The organism is Pseudomonas sp. S1_G07 (assembly GCF_054668565.1).
Map to the genome: position 1 here is coordinate 4,377,006 of NZ_CP162778.1, position 15,833 is coordinate 4,392,838.

The window sequence follows — 15,833 nt, forward strand, 5'->3', positions numbered from 1 at the left end:
TCACTGAGCGCTGCCCGGGGACGGCCCCAAGACCTTTCGAAAAACTGCGGGACGACCCGCAACCCAGTTGAGGCGCGCACGCGCAGCCTTTAGGGGACACCTATGTTCGACACCCTGTTAATCGCCAACCGTGGCGCTATCGCCTGCCGTATTTTGCGAACACTGCGCGAGCTCCACATCAAGGGCGTTGCCGTCTACTCGCAAGCCGATATCGCCAGCCGTCACATCCTTGAGGCCGACCAGGCGCTGAGCCTCGGTGAAGGCGCCGCCGCAGGCACTTATCTGGCGGTCGACAAAATTCTCGCCGCCGCCAAAGTCAGCGGCGCCCAGGCCATTCATCCAGGCTACGGCTTCCTGTCTGAAAACGCCGCGTTGGCCGAGGCCTGCGAAGCGGCCGGCATCGCGTTTGTCGGGCCGACGCCCGAGCAGTTGCGTGTGTTCGGGCTCAAGCACACCGCCCGTGCCCTGGCGCGCGGGCAAGGCGTGCCATTGTTGGAAGGCACAGACCTGCTGGACAGCGTCGAAGACGCCTTGCAGGCGGCAGCGCGGATCGGCTACCCGGTCATGCTGAAAAGCACCGCCGGCGGCGGTGGGATTGGCATGCGTGTCTGCCGTACGGCAGATGAGCTGAGCGAGGCGTTCGAGACAGTCAAGCGCCTGGGCCAGAACAATTTCAGCGACGCTGGCGTGTTCATCGAGAAGTACATTCAACGCGCCCGGCACCTTGAAGTTCAGGTCTTTGGTGACGGCGCCGGCGAGGTGTTGGCCCTGGGGGTCCGCGATTGTTCGGTTCAACGACGCAACCAAAAGGTGCTGGAGGAAACCCCCGCCCCCAACCTCCCGGAGGGCATGGCCGAGGCGCTTTGCGCCGCCGCGATCAAACTCGCCAAAGCCGTTGATTACCGAAGCGCCGGTACCGTCGAGTTCGTGTTCGACAGCGATGATCAGCGCTTCTACTTCCTGGAAGTGAACACACGCCTGCAGGTCGAGCACGGCGTGACTGAACAGGTCTGGGACGTGGACCTGGTGCGCTGGATGATCCAGTTGGCCGCAGGCGACTTGCCACCACTGAGCGAGCTGGGCGCCCACCTGAAGCCAAGTGGACACGCCATACAGGCACGGCTTTACGCTGAAGATCCGGGCAAGGATTTCCAGCCAAGCCCGGGCCTGCTGACCGCAGTGCATTTCCCGCAGGCTGATGGCAAAGCGCTGCGCATCGACACCTGGGTGGAGGCAGGATGCGAAATTCCGCCCTACTTCGACCCAATGATTGCCAAGGTCATCACCTGGGCGCCTGACCGCGAACAAGCGCGTCTGCAACTGCACAAGGCACTCGGCGAAAGCCAGCTCTACGGAGTGGAGACCAACCGCGATTACCTGCGTCAAATCCTGCTCGATCAACCGTTCACCCGTGGTCAACCCTGGACCCGCTGCCTTGAGGGGCTGATTTACCAGGCCGACACCTTTGAAGTGTTGAGTGGCGGCACCCAGACCAGCGTGCAGGACTATCCGGGACGCTTGGGCTACTGGGCTGTCGGGGTTCCGCCCTCGGGTCCAATGGATAGCCGAGCGCTGCGCCTGGGCAACCAGCTCCTGGGTAATCCTCAAGGCGCTGCCGCAGTGGAGATCACCATGAGCGGGCCCACCCTTCGGTTCAATACCGATGCGGTCGTGGCGGTGACCGGTGCGGTCGTGCCTGTGACCCTGGACGGCGCGGATGTCGCCATGAATACGGTACTGCTGGTCAAGGCCGGTTCAGTCCTGAGCCTGGGCACGATAGCCGGCGCCGGCGCACGCAGTTACCTGTGTGTACGCGGCGGCATTCAAGTGCCGGACTATCTGGGCAGTAAAAGTACCTTCACCCTGGGTCAATTCGGCGGCCACGCTGGCCGTGCGCTGCGTGCAGGCGATGTGCTGCACCTGGCGCCGCTGACCGATAGAACCGTGGGGGCCGTACTTTGCGAACAGCCCCCACTCGGCGCGCTTCGCCACGTCAGGGTTATCTACGGCCCACATGGCGCACCGGAATACTTCACCGAGAACTACATCGCCAGGTTCTTTTCCACCGACTGGGAAGTGCACTTCAACTCCAGCCGTACCGGTGTTCGGCTCATCGGGCCAAAACCTGAGTGGGTGCGTGCCGACGGCGGCGAAGCCGGGCTTCACCCCTCCAATATCCATGACAACCCCTACGCCATCGGTGCCGTGGATTTTACTGGCGATATGCCCGTGATACTCGGGCCGGACGGGCCAAGTCTTGGTGGTTTCGTGTGCCCGGTAACCGTGATCGAGGCCGACCTGTGGCAATTGGGTCAGCTTAAAGCCGGCGACAACATTCGCTTCGTTCCGTGCACCCTTGCCCACGCCCGTCAGCTTGCTACCGCGCCCTTGTTGGCCGAGCCCACGGCTGTCGAACCCGTTGAGCGCATCCCTCTGCACTCGCCCATTGTTCTGGATATCGGTCGCGATGACACCCGTCTGGTGGCACGTGTCGCCGGTGATACCCACCTGCTGTTGGAGATCGGCGCGCCCGAGCTTGACCTGGTTCTGCGCTTTCGCGGGCATGCCTTGATGCAGGCGCTGCAAACCAAGCAGTTGGCCGGGGTGATCGACCTGACGCCGGGCATCCGCTCGCTGCAAGTTCACTATCAACCTGAGCAATTGTCCCTGGAGACCTTGCTTGAGACGGTGGCCGGTGAATGGGGCGCGGTGTGCGCCGCGGGCGACTTGCAGGTGCCTTCACGCATCGTGCATTTACCGCTGTCGTGGGACGACCCCGCGTGCCAACTGGCCATCGACAAGTACATGACCACCGTGCGCAAGGACGCCCCGTGGTGTCCGAGCAACCTTGAGTTCATCCGCCGTATTAACGACCTGCCGAATTTGGACGAGGTACAACGCACGGTATTCGAGGCCAGCTATCTAGTCATGGGGCTTGGCGACGTGTATCTGGGCGCTCCGGTGGCGACTCCGCTGGACCCACGGCACCGGCTGGTCACGACAAAATACAACCCGGCGCGGACCTGGACAGCCGAAAATTCCGTCGGCATCGGCGGTGCGTACCTGTGCGTATATGGCATGGAAGGCCCGGGTGGCTACCAGTTTGTAGGCCGCACGCTGCAAATGTGGAACCGCTACCGGGACGTCGCGGCTTTTTCGGGCAAACCCTGGCTGCTTCGCTTCTTTGACCAGATTCGCTTCTACCCGGTCAGCGCCGAGGAGCTGACCCGCATCCGTCGGGATTTCCCTCTGGGCCGATTTGACCTGCAGATCGAGCAGAGTCAACTGCGACTGGCCGATTATCAGGACTTCCTGACGAAAGAAGCACAGAGCATCCAATCATTCCGAGACCGGCAGCAAACTGCCTTCGCGGCAGAAAGACAACGCTGGATCGACAGCGGCCAGGCCCACTTCGACAGTCACGAAGCCGTGGCGCCAGCAACCGAAGAAGCCCTTTTGCTGCCCGGCCAGACAGGCGTCGAAAGTCCTGTCGCAGGCAACCTGTGGCAAGTACAGGTGAACGTCGGCGATCAAGTCAGTGCGGGTACCGCGTTAGTGGTACTCGAATCGATGAAGATGGAAATCCCGGTGCTTGCCCCCTGCACCGGTATCGTCCGCCAAGTGCTGGTGGAACCGGGCGGTGCGATACGTGCGGGGCAACGGGTAATTGTTCTGGAACCGGTGACCGCCAAAGGAGAAAACGCATGAAAGAAGACCTGAGACTTGAGGTATTGAGAGCGCGCTACCTGAGTGGGCAGCTCTCCCCGCGCAGCCTCATCCTGGCGCTCCGCGAGCAGGCACGGATACTGAATCCTGATTACAACATGTTCATCCATCTGCTCAGTGTCGAAGAGCTGGAGCCTTACCTCCTCGCCCTTGAGGCCCGTCACATCGATGACCTGCCGCTGTACGGCGTTCCATTTGCCATCAAGGACAACATTGACCTGGCAGGCATCCCAACGACCGCGGCCTGCCCCGCTTATGCCTATACACCCGAACGTTCGGCGACGGTCGTTCAGCGCCTGATCGAGCTTGGCGCGGTACCGCTGGGCAAGACCAATCTGGACCAGTTCGCCACAGGCCTCAATGGCACCCGCTCGCCCTACGGCGCCTGCACCAACAGCGTCCTGCGCGAGTATCCATCCGGAGGCTCGAGCGCCGGGTCGCCGCTCACCGTCGCATTGGGCCTGTCCAGCTTTGCCCTGGGCACCGATACCGCAGGATCCGGTCGTGTGCCGGCCGCACTGAACAACCTGGTTGGCCTGAAGGCGACCAAAGGCCTGATATCGACAGCCGGTGTTGTTCCCGCATGCCGCACGCTGGATTGCGTCACGACGTTCACGGCGACTGCGGCGGAAGCCAGCCGCCTGCTGGCTCTGATTGCAGCGCTTGATCCCAGGGACGAATACAGTCGCGCCAACCCCAGCTGGAACGACGAAGCTGCGTTCGGCCAGGTCAACGCGTTCCGGTTCGGCGTACCGCGCGCTGCAGACCTCCAATTCTTTGGCTGCACTGAGGGCCCCCGCCTGTTCGACGCAGCCGTGGAGCGTTTGCAAGCACTGGGCGGCACGCCGGTGGTTGTGGACCTCTCACCGTTCCTGGAGGCGGCACGGTTGCTGTACGAAGGCCCTTGGGTCGCTGAACGCTATAGTGTGGTGGGAGAGCTGGCGCGCACCCAGCCCGAGGCCGTTTTGCCGGTGATCCATGCCGTTCTCGCCAAAGGCCCGGACGTGACAGGCGTCGAGACCTTCCGCGCTCAATACCGCCTGCAAGCACTGAAGGCCGAGTGTGACCACGTGATGGCGAGCCTCGACTGCGTGCTGACGCCGACCCTGGGCCGGCCAGTGACGCTGGCGGAACTCGCGGCAGAGCCGGTGTTGCGCAATTCGGAGCTCGGGTACTACACCAACTTCATGAACCTGCTTGACTACGCCGCCGTAGCCGTACCGAGTGGCCGGATGGCCAACGGTTTGCCCTGGGGCATAACGCTCTTTGGCCGGCCGTTTACGGATCAGTATCTGCTGAGCCTTGCCAACGCCTATCAAGCCGGCAAAACCCCGGGCAACGCCGCTCGCAACGATCAGACCCGCGTGGTGGTGTGCGGCGCCCATCTCGATGGCTTGGCGCTCAACTGGCAACTAAAACAACGTGGAGCCACCTTACTGGAGGCCACCGTGAGCTCGCCTAATTATCGGCTGTACGCACTTGCTGGAGGGTCGGTCAAACGTCCTGGCATGGTGCGTGTCGCGGAAGGAGGCGTTGAGATTGGCGTTGAAGTATGGCAACTGCCCAGCTCGGAACTGGGCTCCTTCCTGAACGGTATTCCAGCTCCTCTAGGGTTGGGGAAGGTAGAGCTTCAGGACGGTCGCTGGGAAACCGGCTTCATATGTGAAGGTTACGGCCTAGAAAGTGCTGTCGATATCAGCGAGCACGGTGGCTGGCGTACCTGGTTGGCCTCCCAGGCCTGACACCCAGGTGACTACAAGGGCAGATCAGTCTCTGCCCTTGTAGGTCAACTGGCTGTCGAAACTGATCATACCGAAGATAGCGTCATCATCATAAGTCCGCACATTATGAACACGGCAGCCATGATTCGTATCAGGTTGACCGGTTCCACAAGACGTGGATAAAACACATAGCAACCATCATTATCAAAAATCTTTGCAAATGATGGCACACTACCTCCCCCTCACCTCTACAACTAAAAAATATTAGCGACGTCGAAAATCACTAACTGCATTACTTACAGCCACACCACTTCCCGCCTTAAAAAAATTACAGCCTTCCATGAAAGTCTTCACTGCCAGCGACAAAACTCATACCATTTTCTTTGAAAAAAAAGACAAACATTTTGCATTCGATCCTCATGTCGGGGCAGCACTTTGTGATTTCATTGCCAATTAATATTGAAAACCTATGGCTACATTACCGCGACTGAACATAGACCTCTTGCAATAACAAACTTAATCCCTTTAAGCAAAATCCCAAGAAAACTCCTACTTACATCTCTTACACACAATACATTTGAACTATTCTTTTACCGGCTTTTCGCATAATTGTTACAAACATATACACAGGCATTGAGAACGACTTGCATCACATCTATATTCTTTGCACTCATCACCTGAGTATCTGATCACCACTGATAAAACATATAAAAAAAACTTACCAAAACAGGACCAGAATTCTCCCATGAAAAAATACCCCGCTATTTTTACAAGTCTGCTTCTCGCAGGGCTGCTGACCCCACTCATCAGCCATGCACAACCGGCAGAGGCCAAGTCCGACATCCGCGCATTCGCCTCGTCACCTCGGTGGCTCACCACCAAGGTTTACGTAGAAGGCGCACCGGACGTCGACGTCAAGGATAAATACCCAGGCGTGGTCGGCATCTCCATGTGGGACCCGGAACGTAATCGCTATGAGTTTTTCTACACCGACACGGGGCTGTCCAAGTATGAACAGGGCGGTGGCGGCTACTTCCTGGTAACCGGTGACAGGAAAACCCATATCCTGGTCCCCGACAAAGGCCCCACCAAGGCGGTTGTGCGCCGGCTGGAGGCGCTGAACAACGAAGAGTTCACCTACTCGCGGGAAGTGCCCCGCGACATGATCGAAACCAACGACCCCGTGCGCATCTACGTGGTTCATGCGCCCTATGCAGGCGCCGTCAAAACCACCCCTTCGCGCTTCTACGCTCAATAAAGGCACATGGGTTTCAATACCGCGCCGCACGCCCGTGAATCAACGGTCAATTTTAAACCTGCGCAACGCTATTATTAAAAAGGTGCCAACCTATGAACAACCGATTTAAATCGCTATTGATTTCCACCGCTTTATTGTCCGTCCTTTTTTCCGCCGGCGCCCATGCACAATCCAAACCCCCCGCAATAACAAAAGACCCAGTCACCACACCTGAGAATGCCGTCATGTTGACTGTATTTCTCAAACACGACCAATCACGCCCATTAAGCGAACTGAGGGCCCAACTCGACAAACAGGAATTCTATAAGGTGTTTCCACCTGCGGGGGTCGAGGTGGTCAGTTGGAACATCACCATGGGTATCGGCCAGGTCGTGGTGCTGCGCTTCCCCGCTTCGCGCCTGTCGGCGGTGAACCTCGCGTTGGAAAACACCGCGTGGGGCGCCTACCGCACCGAGTTTTTTCCGACCTATGATTTCCGTGAAATAGCCCAGGCCCAACAGGACAAGGCACGTCAAACCCGCTGACGCGGAACCGATGCAGGGCGCCCGCGGCTCGCGAGTGCGCCCTGCATCCTGGGCGGCATACCTGTCGGGCCAACATCTTTCTCCTGCAGGTACGTCGGCCTGCAAGAAATCCCGCATAATCCAGGCATCAAATTCCACAACAAGAGCCGCACCATGCCCGCCACTGTTCTGGTCCTGGTTGAAACCATCAACGAATACCTGCCCATTATCGAGAGCAATGACTTTCATGTGATCCTCGCACCGACGCCCGCTGAACGCGCCCAGGCGATCAAGGACCACGGCGAGCAGATCAAGGCGGTACTGACGCGTGGGCCGTTGGGTTTGTACGCCGAGGAAATCGCCGCCCTGCCGCTGCTGGAAATCATCTGCGTGATCGGCGCGGGCTACGAGCATGTGGACCTGCAGGCCGCGAGCAATCGCGGGATCATCGTCACCAACGGCGCCGGGGTCAACGCACCGTCGGTGGCCGACCACGCCATGGCGTTGCTGTTGTCGCTGGTGCGCGGCATTGCGCAGACCGATGCCGCCGTGCGACGCGGCGAATGGCCCAAGGTCATGCGCCCTTCCCTGGGCGGCAAGCACCTGGGCATTCTCGGGTTGGGCGCGGTGGGCCTGGAAATCGCCAAGCGCGCGTCCCTGGGGTTCGGCATGGAGGTGAGCTATCACAACCGCCAACCACGGGATGACGTGGATTACACCTACTGCGCCAGCCCCGTGGAGCTGGCGCGCACCTGCGACTTCCTGGTCCTGGCCACCCCCGGCGGCGCCGGCACGCGCCACCTGATCGATCGCCATGCGCTGGACGCCCTGGGGCCCAATGGCTACCTGGTCAACATCGGGCGCGGCAGCGTGGTGGTCACCGCCGACCTGATTGCCGCCCTTGAGCAACGCCGCATCGGTGGGGCGGCGCTGGACGTGTTCGACGACGAGCCTGAAGTGCCCGACGCCTTCAAGCGCCTGGGCAATACCGTGCTGACCTCCCATGTCGCCGGCCTGTCGCCCGAGGCGGCCCACGACACCGTGCAACGGGTGGCTGACAATCTGGTGGAGCACTTTGCCGGCCGTCCGGTACTCACGCCGGTCGCGTTGCCCCCACCCATAAAATGACCGATCAGGCATGCTGATCATCCTCCAACACGCTAACCTATTAAGCCGCCCCGACCTTGTCGCTGGCCGGTTGGGCGCATTAGATTAGGAAATAGTCCGAGGCCTCTAGAATAAGCAGAAGGGATAAGCATGGCGCTGAACGATCAATCGACCCAGATTCGCCCAGGCGAAGAACTTGATGCCCGCCTGATCGATCCCTACCTCAAGGCCCATATTCCGGGCCTGAGCGGTACGCCCACCATCAGCCAGTTCCCAGGGGGCGCATCCAACCTGACCTATCTGCTGGAGTACCCCGGCCAGGAATTCGTGCTGCGCCGCCCGCCGTTTGGCCACAAGGCCAAGTCCGCCCACGACATGGGCCGCGAATACCGCATTCTCAACCAGCTCAGAGACGGTTTCCCGTATTGCCCCAAGGCTTACGTGCACTGCACCGATGAGTCGGTGATCGGTGCCGAGTTCTATGTGATGGAGCGCGTCAACGGCATCATCCTGCGCTCCGACCTGCCCGCCGAACTGGGCCTGGACGCCGCCAAGACCGAAGCCCTGTGCAAGAGCTTTATCGACAAGTTCGTCGAGTTGCACCAGGTCGACTACACCGCCTGCGGCCTTGCCGACCTGGGCAAACCCGAAGGCTACGTGGCACGCCAGATCCGAGGTTGGAGCGACCGCTACGAAAAAGCCCTGACCCCGGATGCGCCAAAATGGGAGGCGGTAAAGGCTTGGCTCAACGACAAGATGCCCGCCGACCACTCCACCTCGAGCATCGTGCATAACGACTACCGCTTCGATAACGTGATCCTCGACCCGCACAACCCGATGCAGATCATCGGCGTGCTGGACTGGGAGCTGACCACCCTCGGCGACCCGCTGATGGACCTGGGCAACACCCTCGCCTACTGGATCGAAGCCGCCGACCCGGCGCCGGTGCAACTGATGCGCCGTCAACCGAGCAACGCCCCCGGCATGCTTACCCGCCGGCAGTTCGTCGACTATTACGCCGAGCGCGCAGGCATCCAGATCGACAACTTCGACTTCTACTACACCTACGGCCTGTTCCGCCTGGCCGGCATCGTGCAGCAGATCTACTACCGCTTCTTCCATGGCCAGACCCAGGACAAACGCTTTGCGCAGTTCATTCATATGAACACGCTGCTGGAGCAGATGAGCCTGAACGTCATCGCTAAATCAGCCCTTTAAGGAACCCCCATGTCCAAGACTCATCTGTTCGACCTCGACGGCAAAATTGCGTTTGTATCCGGCGCCAGCCGTGGCATCGGTGAAGCCATCGCCAAATTGCTGGCCCAGCAAGGTGCCCATGTGATCGTCTCCAGCCGCAAGCTCGAAGGCTGCCAGCACGTGGCCGATGCGATCATCGCCGACGGCGGCAAGGCCACGGCCGTGGCCTGCCATATCGGCGAAATGGAGCAGATTGCCCAGGTGTTCGCCGGCATCCGCGAGCAGTTCGGACGCCTGGATATCCTGGTCAACAACGCCGCCACCAACCCGCAGTTCTGCAACGTACTGGACACCGACCTGGGTGCATTCCAGAAAACCGTGGACGTGAACATCCGCGGCTACTTCTTCATGTCGGTGGAAGCCGGCAAGCTGATGCGCGAAAACGGCGGTGGCAGCATCATCAATGTGGCCTCGATCAACGGTATCTCGCCGGGTGTGTTCCAGGGCATCTACTCGGTGACCAAGGCCGCCGTGATCAACATGACCAAGGTGTTCGCCAAGGAATGCGCGGAATTCGGCATCCGTTGCAACGCCCTGCTGCCCGGCCTGACCGACACCAAGTTCGCTTCGGCATTGGTGAAAAACGACGCGATCCTGAAAATGGCCCTGGCGCAGATCCCACTCAAGCGCGTGGCCGACCCGAGCGAAATGGCGGGCGCGGTGCTCTACCTGGCCAGTGATGCGTCGAGCTACACCACCGGTGTGTCGCTGAATGTGGACGGTGGTTTCCTGTCCTGAATGCACCTGGGTTTCTGCAGATCGATTTACGCGTAACCTTGGCGTAGATCGATTTGTCTCAGGGTGAAACATGGAATTGCACATCGTCATCAACGGCCGCAAGGACCTGGCTGCCCAGCTCTATCAGCAGTTGCACGAAGCCATTGCCTCAGGGCGTCTCGCGGCGGGTGCGCAACTGCCGCCCAGCCGCCTGCTGGCGGCGCAGTTAGGTGTATCGCGCAAAACCGTGTCCGATACGTACGCCACCTTGACCTACGAAGGTTTGCTGGAGGGAAAGATCGGCCGCGGCACCTTCGTTAACGCCTGGGCGCCACAGGCGGATCGCCTGCAAACCGCCACCGACCTGGCCTGCGCCGCCAACCTGGCGAAGTGGCAGGCGCTGCCCTCGCCCATGCACCACCCCACGCGCGACAGCATCCTGCGCTACGAATTTATCGGCGGCGCCACCAGCCGCCAGCAGTTCCCCCAGGACGAATGGCGCCGCTGCACCCAGGACGCCCTGCGCCGCATTGCGCAAAACAGCGGCTTCTATAGCCAGCCCGAAGGCCTGCCGGCGTTGCGCGGCGCCATCGCCGGGCACATTGCGTTTTCCCGTGGGGTCAAATGCCGCGATGCCGACATCGTGGTCACCAACGGCGCACAACAGGCACTCGACCTGATCGCTCGCGTGGTGCTGGAACCGGGCAGCATCGTCGCGATGGAGGACCCCAGCTACAGCCCGGCGCGCCAGTTGTTCATGGCGATGGGGGCCAGCGTCGCCAGTGTGCCGGTGGATGACCAGGGGATCCAGGTCGATCACATACCGGACGGCACGCAGTTGATCTATGTGACACCCTCCCACCAATTCCCCCTCGGCATGCCCATGAGCCTGGCACGCCGCGAAGCCCTGCTCGCGCGCGCCTTCGGCTTGGGGGCAATCATTATCGAAGACGATTACGACAGCGAATTCCGCTACGAAGGCCGCCCCACCGATTCCCTGCAAAGCATGGACACCCGCGGCGTGGTGACGTACGTCGGCACCTTCTCCAAAACCCTGCTGCCCGAGTTGCGCCTGGGCTATCTGGTGCTGCCGCCAGCGATTCACGGCGCAGTGGTCAAGGCCAAGCAATTGACCGACCAGCACAGCTCTACCCTGCCGCAATGGGCACTGGCCAAGTTCATCAGCGAAGGCTATCTGCTCAAGCATATTCGGCGCTGCCACACCGTGTATGCCGCGCGCCGCGAGCGCATTCTGCAACGCCTGGCGGGGGACTTGTCACCGTGGTTCGAAGCGGTGCCCACCGTGGCCGGCTTTCATCTGGCAGCGCTGTGCAAGGTGCCGGTGAACATCCCACTGCTGATGCAGCTGGCACGCCAGGTGGACGTCGGCGTGTACCCACTGGACGTGTTCTTCCATGACGCCCCGGTGCGTGAGGGCTTGATCATCGGTTTCGGTGCCATTGAACTGCTGGATATCGACCCGGCCCTGGATAAAGTGCGCACTATTCTCCAGCAGATTGGCTAAGGCCTTTTCCGCTGGATTGGTCATTGGCCCGCCAAGCCTCGCAGCGTAGGGTGAGCAGGTCTCGAACTACACGTAAGCCTGATCATGAAACGACTGCTCGCCCCCCCCCCTGCTACTCATCTCCTTCAGCGCCTTGGCCCACGATCCGGTGTACAACCAGGAGTCGATCTAAGCTGTAGGAGCGAGGGGGACGCCTAGTTCTTGCTCGCGAAAAACGCCCAGGCAACGCGTTCATTCTCGATAAGCGCGGTGGCCCTGAGTTCTTCGCGAGCAAGAACTAGGCGTCCCCCTCGCTCCTACAGCTTAACTGAACGGCATTGGGGCTTGTCCCTCCCACAGGTTTAAACCGCGTTCAGTCAGAGATTCAGGGACGTTTGAATTGGCGGCGCAGCGCTTCAATCTGCGGACGGCACGCACACCCTTCAAGGTGATCATTGACCATGCCCATCGCCTGCATCAACGCATACATCGTGGTTGGCCCTACGAACGTCCAGCCGCGCTTCTTCAGGGCCTTGGACAGTCGCACCGAGGCCGGCGAGGTGGGATTGCCCCTCCAGTAATCCAGGTCCACCACTGCCGGGCGCTCTTCAGGGCCGGGCTCGAACGCCCACAACCAGCGCGCCAGCGAGCCGGTTTCATCCACCAACTCACACGCCCTGCGCGCATTGTTGATGGTGGACACGAGCTTCGCCCGATTACGCACGATGCCCGGATCCTGCAGCAACCGCTCGATATCCGCCTCGCCATACTGCGCCACCCGGCGAAAATCAAAGCCGTCGAACGCCGCCCTGAACCGCTCGCGTTTGCGCAGGATGGTGATCCACGCCATGCCCGCCTGGAATCCTTCCAGGCAAATCTTCTCGTACAGCTGGATATCATCCGCCACCGGAACGCCCCACTCGTGGTCGTGGTAATGCGGGTATTCCGGCGCCGACGTACGCCAGGCGCAATGGCTGCGTCCTGCCGCGTCGGTGCTCAGTCCGGGTGTGTCCATCCATCACCTCATGTGCCAGGCGGCGGATGATAGACGAAAAAATTTCCAGCGCGCCAACCGCTCAAGCATCGCCCTTGCCGGGCAACCGGTCAGACCGGTGCCTGCAAACCGCCGAATATTCACTTGTGATTTGAAAAAAACCCGGCGTAGACTGGCCGCGCACTGGACTTACCGGTATGACCACAACAATTAAGCCCTGGAACAACCAGGGCACCGAATAGAGATCACTCCCATGCTCAGATGGTGCTCGCGTTCGATTTTCCTGCAAGTCGTGATTGGCCTGATGCTCGGCGTCATCTGCGGCCTGGCCCTTCCCGAATTCTCCTCGCAACTCAAACCCCTGGGTGACGGTTTTATCAAGCTGATCAAAATGCTGATTGGCCTGATCGTGTTCTGCGTGGTGGTCAGCGGCATTTCCGGCGCCGGCGACCTGAAAAAAGTCGGGCGCATCGGTCTCAAGTCGGTGATCTACTTCGAAGTGCTGACCACCGTCGCCCTGGTGATCGGCCTGGTCATGGCCTTCAGTACCGGGATCGGCACCGGCGCCAATATCCATCTGGAACAACTCTCCTCCGCCGGCCTGAATGAACTGGCCGACAAAGGCCAGCACCTCAAGGGCAGCAGCCAGTTCCTGATGGACCTGATCCCCAATTCGGTGATCGGCGCCTTTGCCGACAACAACGTGCTGCAGGTGCTGCTGTTCTCGGTGCTGTTCGGCAGCGCGCTGAACCTGGTGGGCGAAGCGGCCTCCGGCATCACCCGGCTGATCAATGAGCTCAGCCATGTGATTTTCCGCATCATGGGCATGATCGTGCGCCTGGCGCCGATCGGCGTGTTCGGCGCAATCGCCTTCACCACCAGCACCTACGGCCTGGATTCGCTGCAACACCTGGGCAGCCTGGTGGGTTTGTTCTACCTGACCTGCCTGGCTTTCGTCGCACTGATCCTCGGCCTGGTGATGCGCGTGTCGGGCCTGCGAATGTTGCCGCTGCTCAAGTACCTGCGCGAAGAACTATTGATCGTCATGGGCACCGCCTCCTCCGACGCCGTGCTGCCGCAGGTCATGCGCAAACTCGAACATTTGGGGATCGGCAGCTCCACCGTGGGCCTGGTGATCCCGACCGGGTATTCGTTCAACCTCGACGGTTTCTCGATCTACCTGACCCTGGCCATCGTGTTTATCGCCAACGCCACCGGTACCCCGCTGTCGATGACTGATTTGCTGACCATCCTGCTGGTATCGCTGATTACCTCCAAGGGCGCCCACGGCATTCCGGGGTCGGCGCTGGTGATCCTGGCCGCGACACTCACCGCTATCCCGGCGATTCCGGTGGTGGGCCTGGTGCTGGTACTGGCCGTGGACTGGTTCATGGGCATCGGCCGCGCGCTGACCAACCTGATCGGCAACTGCGTGGCCACCGTGGCCATCGCCCGCTGGGAAAAAGACATCGATATCCAGCGCGCCAATAAGGTGCTGGATGGCCAGCAAGGCTATGCCTTCCAGGCCAAGAAGCCGGTAGTGCCGGTCCACCAGGAATTTTAAAACGCTAAACGCTTTCCACTGCAGGGATTATTCATTTTTTAGGAGCGCACGACGTGATCAGCACCTCAACCGTCGTCAATTCAGTCGTAGAAAAACTCCGCGCCGCACTCAAGCGGGGCCAGTGGCGCCGAGGCGAAATGCTCCCCGGCCAGCGCGAACTGGCCGAGCAGATGGGCATCAGCCGCCCCAGCCTGCGCGAAGCGGTGATCGTGCTGGAAACCCTCGGCCTGGTGCGCTCCATGCCCGGCAAAGGCGTGGTGGTGCTGGAAACCAGTGTCGGCGAAACGCACTCGGCGGACGCCGTGGCCGATGCCAGCCTGGAAGACATCCTGCAACTGCGCTACACCCTGGAGCCGTTCATTGTCGGCCTAGTGGCCCAGTCCATCAGCAGCAAGGAAGTCGGCCAACTGCGCCTGACCCTGATGGACATGCGCGAAGCCCTCGACGCCGGCGACGCCGAAGCGGGCATGAATGCCTACATCGGCTTTCACGAAGAACTCTTCGCCCTCACCGCCAACCCGATCTTCCAGAACGTGGTGCAGCAGACCCGCAATGCCCTCAAGCAAAGCGCCCAGGTGCTGCGCAACTCCCCCGAGCACCTGGCCGAACGCCTGCAGGAAAACGAAGCCGTGGTGCGCGCCATCCGCAACAAGAACAGCGCCCTGGCCAGTGCCGAGATGCGTCGGCACATCCTCCAGGAAGGCCTGCGCATGGGCATTGCCCTGAACATCCCGGACGACCATCTGGGCAACTGACATTCTGGAGACGACCATGACCGCCCACGCCTTGCACCGTGCCCCTGCCGTCGCCGCCCTGCCCACCATGCGCCTGGTGGCCGGTAAAAAGCCCTCCGTGGACGACATCTACCCACGGCTGTTCGACGCCATCCTCGAACAACGCATCGCCCCCGCCAGCCGCTTTACCGAGGAAAGCCTGGGTGAAACCTTTGGCGTGAGCCGCAGCGTGATTCGCCGGGTGCTGGCCAAGCTGTCCCATCAACAGGTGATCATCCTGCGCCCCAACCAACGGGCCCAGGTGGCGGCGCCGGATGCCCAGCAGACGCGGCAAATCCTGGAAGCGCGGCGCATGACCGAAATCACCGTTGCGCAACTGGCGTGCGCCCAGGCCACGCCCGCGCAGATACGCCAGTTGCGCGAGCTGATAACACGGGAACGCGACTGTATGGAACGCGACCAGCGTGGACCGGCGATTCGCTTGTCCGGGGAGTTTCACCTGCACTTGGCAGCCATCGCGGGGAATGCGCCGCTGGCGCAGTTCCTGAATAGCCTGGTGCCGCTGACGTCATTGATCATTGCCCAATCCGAAGCAAAAGCCTGCACGTATTGTGCGTGGCAGGCGCATATGACGATTGCGGATGCCGTCGAACGGCGCGACTCGGCCGGCGCAGTGGCCCTGCTGACCCAACACCTGGATCACCTCGAAACCAAACTACTCAAACACCACTGAACCCAAGCGAATGGA

12 protein-coding genes are annotated in these 15,833 nt (G+C 60.8%); 11 read left to right on the top strand and 1 reads right to left on the bottom strand.

The window, feature by feature from the left end; all coding sequences use genetic code 11:
• Window positions 1-102 precede the first annotated feature (102 nt).
• The 8 genes from uca (at window position 103) to pdxR (ending at window position 11,814) form a co-directional block, all read left to right on the top strand.
• Complete coding sequence (uca, locus tag AB4O05_RS19855; RefSeq protein WP_460135784.1) at window positions 103-3,708, top strand: urea carboxylase; 3,606 nt, start codon at window positions 103-105, stop codon at window positions 3,706-3,708.
• Window positions 3,705-5,468 carry an allophanate hydrolase gene (gene atzF, locus AB4O05_RS19860; RefSeq protein WP_460135783.1) on the top strand — a complete coding sequence of 588 codons (1,764 nt, stop codon included), beginning with the start codon at window positions 3,705-3,707 and terminating at the stop codon, window positions 5,466-5,468. The genes uca and atzF overlap by 4 nt, the downstream gene beginning before the upstream one ends.
• A 724-nt stretch (window positions 5,469-6,192) precedes the next feature.
• Window positions 6,193-6,705, top strand: coding sequence for a DUF4822 domain-containing protein (locus AB4O05_RS19865; protein ID WP_460135782.1), 513 nt, complete (start codon window positions 6,193-6,195; stop codon window positions 6,703-6,705).
• Between the two features lie 92 nt (window positions 6,706-6,797).
• Entirely contained in the window at window positions 6,798-7,229 is a 432-nt protein-coding gene (locus tag AB4O05_RS19870; RefSeq protein WP_460164786.1) for a hypothetical protein, read from the top strand.
• A gap of 153 nt (window positions 7,230-7,382) precedes the next feature.
• Entirely contained in the window at window positions 7,383-8,336 is a 954-nt protein-coding gene (locus AB4O05_RS19875) for a 2-hydroxyacid dehydrogenase (protein ID WP_460135781.1), read from the top strand.
• A gap of 129 nt (window positions 8,337-8,465) precedes the next feature.
• Window positions 8,466-9,533, top strand: coding sequence for a phosphotransferase family protein (locus AB4O05_RS19880; protein ID WP_460135779.1), 1,068 nt, complete (start codon window positions 8,466-8,468; stop codon window positions 9,531-9,533).
• Window positions 9,534-9,542: 9 nt separating this feature from the next.
• Entirely contained in the window at window positions 9,543-10,310 is a 768-nt protein-coding gene (locus AB4O05_RS19885; protein ID WP_460135778.1) for an SDR family oxidoreductase, read from the top strand.
• 70 nt (window positions 10,311-10,380) lie between these two features.
• The gene (pdxR, locus tag AB4O05_RS19890) at window positions 10,381-11,814 is read left to right on the top strand and encodes a MocR-like pyridoxine biosynthesis transcription factor PdxR (RefSeq protein WP_460135777.1); all 1,434 of its coding nucleotides are present in this window, start codon (window positions 10,381-10,383) and stop codon (window positions 11,812-11,814) included.
• 364 nt (window positions 11,815-12,178) lie between these two features.
• On the opposite strand, the gene AB4O05_RS19895 is transcribed toward pdxR, so the two are convergent.
• Window positions 12,179-12,808 carry a DNA-3-methyladenine glycosylase I gene (locus AB4O05_RS19895; RefSeq protein ID WP_460135776.1) on the bottom strand — a complete coding sequence of 210 codons (630 nt, stop codon included), beginning with the start codon at window positions 12,806-12,808 and terminating at the stop codon, window positions 12,179-12,181.
• 232 nt (window positions 12,809-13,040) lie between these two features.
• Between AB4O05_RS19895 and AB4O05_RS19900 the strand changes: the two genes are divergently transcribed.
• From AB4O05_RS19900 to AB4O05_RS19910, 3 genes are read left to right on the top strand one after another with little or no spacing between them, the layout of a single operon-like run.
• Window positions 13,041-14,351: a C4-dicarboxylate transporter DctA gene (locus tag AB4O05_RS19900; RefSeq protein WP_460135775.1), complete on the top strand. Its 1,311-nt coding sequence runs from the start codon at window positions 13,041-13,043 to the stop codon at window positions 14,349-14,351.
• A gap of 53 nt (window positions 14,352-14,404) precedes the next feature.
• Entirely contained in the window at window positions 14,405-15,106 is a 702-nt protein-coding gene (locus AB4O05_RS19905; RefSeq protein WP_460135774.1) for a FadR/GntR family transcriptional regulator, read from the top strand.
• Window positions 15,107-15,122: 16 nt separating this feature from the next.
• On the top strand, window positions 15,123-15,818 hold the full coding sequence (locus tag AB4O05_RS19910; RefSeq protein ID WP_460135772.1) for a GntR family transcriptional regulator: 696 nt from the start codon (window positions 15,123-15,125) through the stop codon (window positions 15,816-15,818).
• The last annotated feature ends 15 nt before the right edge of the window (window positions 15,819-15,833 follow it).

Bases quoted from the DNA above. Each gene is read 5' to 3' on its own strand.
- AB4O05_RS19875 (WP_460135781.1), top strand. From the start codon at position 7,383: ATGCCCGCCACTGTTCTGGTCCTGGTTGAAACCATCAACGAATACCTG.
- AB4O05_RS19865 (WP_460135782.1), top strand. From the start codon at position 6,193: ATGAAAAAATACCCCGCTATTTTTACAAGTCTGCTTCTCGCAGGGCTG.
- AB4O05_RS19910 (WP_460135772.1), top strand. From the start codon at position 15,123: ATGACCGCCCACGCCTTGCACCGTGCCCCTGCCGTCGCCGCCCTGCCC.
- AB4O05_RS19900 (WP_460135775.1), top strand. From the start codon at position 13,041: ATGCTCAGATGGTGCTCGCGTTCGATTTTCCTGCAAGTCGTGATTGGC.
- uca (WP_460135784.1), top strand. From the start codon at position 103: ATGTTCGACACCCTGTTAATCGCCAACCGTGGCGCTATCGCCTGCCGT.
- AB4O05_RS19885 (WP_460135778.1), top strand. From the start codon at position 9,543: ATGTCCAAGACTCATCTGTTCGACCTCGACGGCAAAATTGCGTTTGTA.
- AB4O05_RS19870 (WP_460164786.1), top strand. From the start codon at position 6,798: ATGAACAACCGATTTAAATCGCTATTGATTTCCACCGCTTTATTGTCC.
- AB4O05_RS19880 (WP_460135779.1), top strand. From the start codon at position 8,466: ATGGCGCTGAACGATCAATCGACCCAGATTCGCCCAGGCGAAGAACTT.
- AB4O05_RS19895 (WP_460135776.1), bottom strand. From the start codon at position 12,808: ATGGACACACCCGGACTGAGCACCGACGCGGCAGGACGCAGCCATTGC.
- atzF (WP_460135783.1), top strand. From the start codon at position 3,705: ATGAAAGAAGACCTGAGACTTGAGGTATTGAGAGCGCGCTACCTGAGT.
- pdxR (WP_460135777.1), top strand. From the start codon at position 10,381: ATGGAATTGCACATCGTCATCAACGGCCGCAAGGACCTGGCTGCCCAG.